Origin of the sequence: Sphingorhabdus sp. (assembly GCF_040079335.1) — a bacterium.
Lineage (GTDB): Bacteria > Pseudomonadota > Alphaproteobacteria > Sphingomonadales > Sphingomonadaceae > Sphingorhabdus_B.
In genome coordinates this window covers 1-1,546 of sequence record NZ_JBEBKL010000145.1, presented here as the reverse complement: position 1 = coordinate 1,546, position 1,546 = coordinate 1, and the positions used below count along the sequence as shown (strand labels likewise).

The window sequence follows — 1,546 nt, the reverse complement described above, 5'->3', positions numbered from 1 at the left end:
CTATTATGTTCTATATTGCTGCAAGAGCAAGCCTTCCTTCGCGTATTCTGGCCTGCAGAAAAATCATGCTGGATGGCGCCCTGCGATCAAGGGTTGGTTTGAGTTGATGTAAGAGCATCCGGGTGCGGTCATGTCTTCGGCCTGTGTTTGCGGGTTTATCGTCTGTTGGCCATGATGTTTGCCCGCCAGTTCGAGAAGGTCTATCCGTCCGGCTGGCGGGCAAACATCATGGCCGACGTCCGCCGCGCGATCCTGAACCGATTTATGCAACCACGCACGCGGGTTTACCGTCGCGTCGAAACGATCGCTGACCCGCAGCCACTATTACGTCCAGGCCCCGCTCGACGAAAAGTTGGAGGAATGGAACGACGAGCGGATCTGGGATGAGCTCGCGCCGGTGCGTGGCTTCGTGTTCGAACCGGTGCGCCACGGCAGCCTCTTCCTTGCCGGTGACAGCGCACACATCGTCCCACCGACGGGGGACCAGATGGCTCAACCTTGCGGCCTCCGGTGCTGTCTATCTGTCGCGAGCTCTGACAGGGTATTTCAGGCGCGCCGACAATAACGCGATAGACGCCTATCCCGCCGCCGCTTTGGCGCCGACGTGGAAGCGCCAACGCTTCTCACGGCATTTGAACAGGCTGATGCATCGCTTCCCTAACAGCAGCAAATTCGATCGGCGCATGCAGCTCGCTGAGCTCGATTACATCGCCAAATCGATCGCCGCCAAGACCGCATTTGCCAAGAATTTTTCCGGATTATTGCTTTAGCGAAACCCGAGTCCAAGCTAGGGGCCGGACACGAGAGGATAACGGGACGTGAGCCAACCAATGCTCGATACCAAGCCGATGACCCGTGCACAGATAGTGGTCGTCGCCATCATGGTTGCACTTAATGCGCTCGACGGGTTCGATGTGCTGTCGATCAGCTTCGCCTCACCCGGGATCGCCCAGGAATGGGGCATCGACCGCGCTGCGCTCGGCTGGGTGCTGACGATGGAACTGATCGGCATGGCCGCCGGATCGGTGCTGCTCGGCCGTGCCGGGGACCGTGTCGGGCGCAAGCCAACCGCACTTGCCTCTCTGGTGTTAATGGCACTGGGCATGTTCATGGTCTCGACTGCGGGCAGCATTGCGGAGCTTTCGGCCCGGCGAGTCCTGACCGGGGTTGGGATCGGCGGGATGCTGGCAGTAGGGCAAGCCTACGATGCTGGCTATCGTCTGGTTGTGACAGGCGACTGAGGTCATCCGGACATTGGCGATTGGCGGTTTAATTTCTGCCAAGGGGGCGTTCGTCTCGCCTCGCTGACAAAGTAGCCGTTCACGGCCTCACGTCGGATCTCCGAAAGCGGGCATACATTTATGGTTAGCTAAGCCAGGAACGGAGCGCAGGCGGGAATTCTCGCGACGCAACCACTAATGGGCGTCGGGATTCGCTGTTGCTCGAACGCTGCACGAAAACAGCAAGGGCGCCGCCACGATCACAACCGAGCCATACCATCGGGCCGATGCCGCCATGGCATCTCCATACTGCATAGTATCGAGCC

The 1,546-nt window shown here is 59.5% G+C and carries 3 protein-coding genes; all 3 read left to right on the top strand.

Annotated features, from left to right (window positions below; translation table 11 throughout):
• Positions 1-397 precede the first annotated feature (397 nt).
• Complete coding sequence (locus ABL922_RS14980; protein ID WP_349025004.1) at positions 398-565, top strand: FAD-dependent monooxygenase; 168 nt, start codon at positions 398-400, stop codon at positions 563-565.
• Positions 566-644: 79 nt separating this feature from the next.
• The gene (locus ABL922_RS14975; protein WP_349025002.1) at positions 645-770 is read left to right on the top strand and encodes a hypothetical protein; all 126 of its coding nucleotides are present in this window, start codon (positions 645-647) and stop codon (positions 768-770) included.
• Between the two features lie 60 nt (positions 771-830).
• On the top strand, positions 831-1,241 hold the full coding sequence (locus tag ABL922_RS14970; RefSeq protein ID WP_349025003.1) for an MFS transporter: 411 nt from the start codon (positions 831-833) through the stop codon (positions 1,239-1,241).
• The last annotated feature ends 305 nt before the right edge of the window (positions 1,242-1,546 follow it).